Below are 4,458 nucleotides of genomic sequence, written 5' to 3'. Positions count from 1 at the left end.
GGCGACCTCGAGCACAATCTCGTTCGAAATACGGTCGGCCCCGGTCGCCCGTGCCTTCTCCGCGGCGTTGCGCAAGATCCCGATCGCGACGCGGGCGTCCCCGTCGGCCGTCCGGGCGATCACCTCGAGACAGTCCGGCCCGATTGCGTCCGGGCGCAACCCGTGGTCGGCGCGTTCCTCCAGAATCGAGACCAGCTCGTCGGGCTCGTAGGCGGGAAACTCGAGTCGTGGCAGCGTCGTCAGTCGGGACCCGACGCGGTCGGCCAGCGGGGCGAAAAACTCGGCGTCGTCGTTGGCGATCAACAACGTCGTGACGTTGGGCGTCTCGTACAGCTCGTACAGCACGACCTCCTCTTCGACCTGGTCCGCCTCGTCGAGGATCACGACGAACGGCTGCTCGAGGTCGTGTTTCAGCTTGCGCACGATTTCGTCGGCAGGGGAACTCCGGGTCAGTCGGGTTCGTTCGGGCCCGTTGACGGCCTCGTTGAGTCGGTGGAGGACGGCCGCTCGCGAGGAGTTCGACCAGCAGTCGATATGGGTCGTGTGGATGTCGTCGTGTTGCTGTTCCAGGCGCTCAAGGAGCCACTGTGACGTACAGGTTTTCCCGGTGCCCGTCGGGCCATAGAGGAGGGCACCGTCGACGCGGCCGCCGCTTTGGAGTGGGTCGAGAACGGCAGAGAGATGCTCGATTTCCGAATGCCGATGGAGAATCTCGCTCGGGACGAACTCCGCCTCGAGCACGTCGCGATTGACAATCATACGTGTCGATTCGACGGACTCTCCCAAAACGGTAGGGGCCCCGTTTCCGAAACTTCCGAAAGTGGTCGCAGGGGGACGTCTTGCAGACTGCTCTCGAGGTGGTCGAGTTGGCCGTCCCGATGGGCGATCTCCTGGGGCTGGAAATCGGCGTCGAGCACGCCGGGATCGGTCACGAGCCCGTCGGAACTGGTAATCATGGCTGTAAGTTCACTCTGCCGGGATGTATAAGCAGCGGGCGAATTTCGAAACCGGCGGGTCGGCCACACGCTGGCACTCGAGCGAGCCGACGGGACCTTGAAATGCCACCTCCCGATACTGTCGGGTATGCACGACCGCACGATCATGGCGGCGGCGATCTGGTCGGCCTCATCGAGGATGACGACCGCCGGCTCCTCGAGTTCCTCGCGCAAATGCGCGTTCAGTTCGTAGCCGGGCGTGTTCTTCGGCTTCGCCGATTCGCCGATCGCCTCGAGCAACTGCCCGATGATCGCCGCGTACGAACTGTGGTCCCAACAGTCGATATGCGCCGCCGCGATCGCGCCGGGGCCGCCGCCGTCGGCTTCGAAGCGCTGCCCGCACTGCTCGGACCGCGTCGCGATCGCGTCGGCGAGCTGGCCGACGATGAGTTTCGCGGCGTGAGTCTTCCCCGCGCCGCTGGGGCCGTGGATCACCGCGCCGTCGACGGCGTGGCCATCGGTGATCGGCTGCAAGGTCTCCCGCAGCGCCCGGAGTTCGGACTCGCGGACGTACATTTCGCTCGGCGGCGTCCGCGTTTGCAGCGCCTGCCGATCGGTGAGATACTGCATTTGCTCACACCGACGCGAGACAACACAAAAGACATTCCGGGCGATTGTCGGAAGTGTCGAAAATTTTCGTCGGATCGGTGGTGGCCGAACGAAAGGGTGGAAAGGAGGTGGCGACCGACGCGGTGGCGGGCGCGTCGGCGGTGATCGGGTGGCGGGGACCGCGGACCATCTGGCAACGACAGTCCGACTCGGCCGCGCCATGTGGACAGTCTTCGGGGTCTAGAATAAGCTTTGTGTCGACAGGGGCGTTCTGTCGGCGGAACAGTTACGGCCGCTCGAGCGGACTGTCTCGAGTAATGACTGCTCGACGGACCTACGTACTCGCGCTTGCGCTCTCGCTGCTGGTGCTCGTGACGATTGCATACGGCGCGCTGCTGGGCGCTCCGTTCGGCGTCGCCATGTCGACCGGCGAGTCGATGGGCGAGGAGCAACACGTCCTCAACGTCTGGGTCCAGGGCGAGCCGGAAGTTGGTGACGTGGTGATGTTCGAGGCGACCGACGCGGGCCTGAGCCACGATCGCGGCACGCATCGCGTCGTCGACGAGACTGACGCGGGGCTCATTACGCAAGGTGATGCGAACGCACGAACGGATCAAGAAATGGGTGCCGAACCGATCACCGACGAGACGCTACTCGGCGTGGTCGTCTATCGGATTCCGCTTCGGGATGCGCTTGTCATGGCCGGGCTCGTTCTCGGTCCGGTGGCGGTTGTTTCGGAGCTACGGAATCCATCGCTGCCACGACCTATCTGAAAACGGAGCTATCACAGTCATACTTGCAGCAGTAATAGAACCGTTCGTACAGCCAGTTTTCGCCATATTCCGCAATTACTAAGTAACCACACAGACATATTGGGAATAGAGAATCACGACTCTCTTGGGGGTTCTGTTCCGGAAGAACCCTGCCCGCGGCAACGGGCAGAGTCGGGTTCTCTATGACGTGTCCAAGAACCCATGCAAGCCTACCGAGTAGCCGGTGTTAAGTCCACCGGCACGGACTGGTATAGTTATTCCGACGACAGCCGATTCACCACGGGGTGGTCGGCGTGAGCAAGACGATTTCTCGCGAGGACTTGCTCGAGGCGATCGACGAGCTGGCCGACGAGGTCGACGGCACGCCGACGCGGTCGCAGATGGATGCCGACGGCCGCTACGCGAGTAACCTGTACTACCAGCACTTCGAGAACTGGAACGACGCCCTTCGGGAAGCCGGCTACGAACCCAACCATACGGGCAACACTCAGTCGTCGATCACGAAAGCAGACCTTCTCGACGAACTCCAACGACTCGCTGCCGAACTCGAGCGGACGCCACGCCGCAAGGATATGAACAGCGATGCGGGCAACTACTCGTCACAACCCTACTACAACCACTTCGACGGCTGGAACGACGCCCTCGAGCAGGCCGGCCTCGGGACAAACCACGAGTACGTCTCTGATGAGGAGTTGATTCGAGAGTTACAGCGCGCTGCCGACGCGTTTGGGCGCTCGCCGACGTTCGAGGAGTTCGACGAATGGTCCGACCACGCCCCGTCCACGTACGCGAAACGGTTCGGCTCGTGGCTCGAGGCGCGCGAACAGGCCGGGCTCGAGGGTGACGAAACCCGCCACGGGGCGCGGTACGATCGGGACGAACTGCTCGAACACCTCCGCGACCTCGGCGATCGCCTCGGCCGGCCGCCGACGAAAAAGGAAATCGGCGAACTCGACGGGCCGTCGACACAGCCGTACTATCGCGTGTTTGGAACGGTTCGCAATGGACTCGAGGCCGCCGGCTTTGAGTTACACGAGAGCGACCGCGAGTGGCCCGACGACTACCCCGACGACTGGTTGGACCGCCGCGAGGAGGTTCGCGAGCGCGACGGCTACCAGTGTGTCGACTGCCGGATGGACAACGACGAACACAACGAGGTTTACGGCCAAGATCTACACGTCCACCACATTCCGGACGCTGGCGGTGATCCGGATGCACTCGAGAATCTGGTAACACTCTGTAACGCGTGCCACAAAAAATGGGATCGGACTAGTAACGATCCGAGGGGTCAGTAGTTAGTCGTCGTCAACGTCGAACGTCGCCACGGACGATGTTCCAGTAATATCATCTACTTCGGAGAGAGCGCCGCTATCGGTACCTTCTCCGAAGTATGCAACAGCACTGTATGTTTCACTGTCTGGGTCTGGCAGATCATATGTTGCCGATGAACCTGTTGAAGCGAGGTGATCTTGAATATCTCCATCGCTGTCAACAATCACGACTCCATCGGCATCGTTCAGTGAAGAAACGGTGACTGTCACCTCTCCTTCACCACTATCTTCATCGACGGTAACACCGGCCTGCGGGTCGGTGTCCATCCCACTACCAAGGTCGAGCACAAATGCTGCAATGACGGCGGCAAGGATGACAGTGATTGCCACCATCAATATGACACCTATGACAGGTGACACTGCACGGTTTTCGTCCGATCCGACTAATTTGTCGCGAATCTGTTTTCCATCGAACATGGTATCAGCGCACCACTTTCACGAAGGCCGGAAGGACTAACACCCCACGCGGGGTACTCTGACCCGCGCGGGATTGGGGGTCCACTCTGACCACCCGCCACCCTTCCCGCCGCCCGTGGATTTTGGTGCTGGTAACAACCAGTTGACTACGGGTACATATATTTACCCCATCCTTCAACCGATTCGAAGCAACGACTGTCAGAAAGGCTTTCAGAACTGAGAATTAGGCGGGCGTAGAACCCCTACAGCGGTGCCTTGAAGCCACGCCGTCTGGCGTTCTCAGAACTGACACCGAATCCCGATACCCTCTTGGCCCCACCACACCCACACCCGTGCATGGCCGCCACCCACGCCCTCGTGAGCGAACGCGCCCTCGCGCGCACCTACAACACG

The 4,458-nt window shown here is 61.5% G+C and carries 5 protein-coding genes; 2 read left to right on the top strand and 3 right to left on the bottom strand.

Features of this window, described 5'->3' with window-relative positions; translation table 11 throughout:
* Together C446_RS13370 and C446_RS13365 are read right to left on the bottom strand one after the other, a co-directional pair.
* On the bottom strand, nt 1-759 hold a 759-nt coding region (locus tag C446_RS13370; RefSeq protein WP_006673655.1), incomplete at its 3' end, for a Cdc6/Cdc18 family protein.
* The gene (locus C446_RS13365) at nt 756-1,565 is read right to left on the bottom strand and encodes an AAA family ATPase (protein ID WP_006673654.1); all 810 of its coding nucleotides are present in this window, start codon (nt 1,563-1,565) and stop codon (nt 756-758) included. The genes C446_RS13365 and C446_RS13370, both read right to left, overlap by 4 nt.
* Nucleotides 1,566-1,861: 296 nt before the next feature.
* On the opposite strand from C446_RS13365, the gene C446_RS13360 reads away from it, so the two are divergent.
* Together C446_RS13360 and C446_RS13355 are read left to right on the top strand one after the other, a co-directional pair.
* Entirely contained in the window at nt 1,862-2,317 is a 456-nt protein-coding gene (locus C446_RS13360) for a S24/S26 family peptidase (RefSeq protein ID WP_006673653.1), read from the top strand.
* Between the two features lie 293 nt (nt 2,318-2,610).
* Nucleotides 2,611-3,612 (top strand): homing endonuclease associated repeat-containing protein, encoded by a 1,002-nt coding sequence (locus tag C446_RS13355; protein ID WP_152419440.1) that lies wholly within the window; start codon nt 2,611-2,613, stop codon nt 3,610-3,612.
* Here C446_RS13355 and C446_RS13350 read toward each other — a convergent pair whose 3' ends face one another.
* The gene (locus C446_RS13350; protein ID WP_006673651.1) at nt 3,613-4,065 is read right to left on the bottom strand and encodes a type IV pilin; all 453 of its coding nucleotides are present in this window, start codon (nt 4,063-4,065) and stop codon (nt 3,613-3,615) included. It lies immediately after the preceding gene.
* Nucleotides 4,066-4,458: the final 393 nt, after the last annotated feature.

The organism is Halobiforma nitratireducens JCM 10879 (assembly GCF_000337895.1).
Lineage (GTDB): Archaea > Halobacteriota > Halobacteria > Halobacteriales > Natrialbaceae > Natronobacterium > Natronobacterium nitratireducens.
This window is presented reverse-complemented; position numbering and strand designations above follow the sequence as displayed.

What these genes read in the sequence shown, in the direction of transcription:
- C446_RS13365 (WP_006673654.1), bottom strand. Translation starts at nt 1,565, where the DNA reads ATGCAGTATCTCACCGATCGGCAGGCGCTGCAAACGCGGACGCCGCCG.
- C446_RS13360 (WP_006673653.1), top strand. Translation starts at nt 1,862, where the DNA reads ATGACTGCTCGACGGACCTACGTACTCGCGCTTGCGCTCTCGCTGCTG.
- C446_RS13350 (WP_006673651.1), bottom strand. Translation starts at nt 4,065, where the DNA reads ATGTTCGATGGAAAACAGATTCGCGACAAATTAGTCGGATCGGACGAA.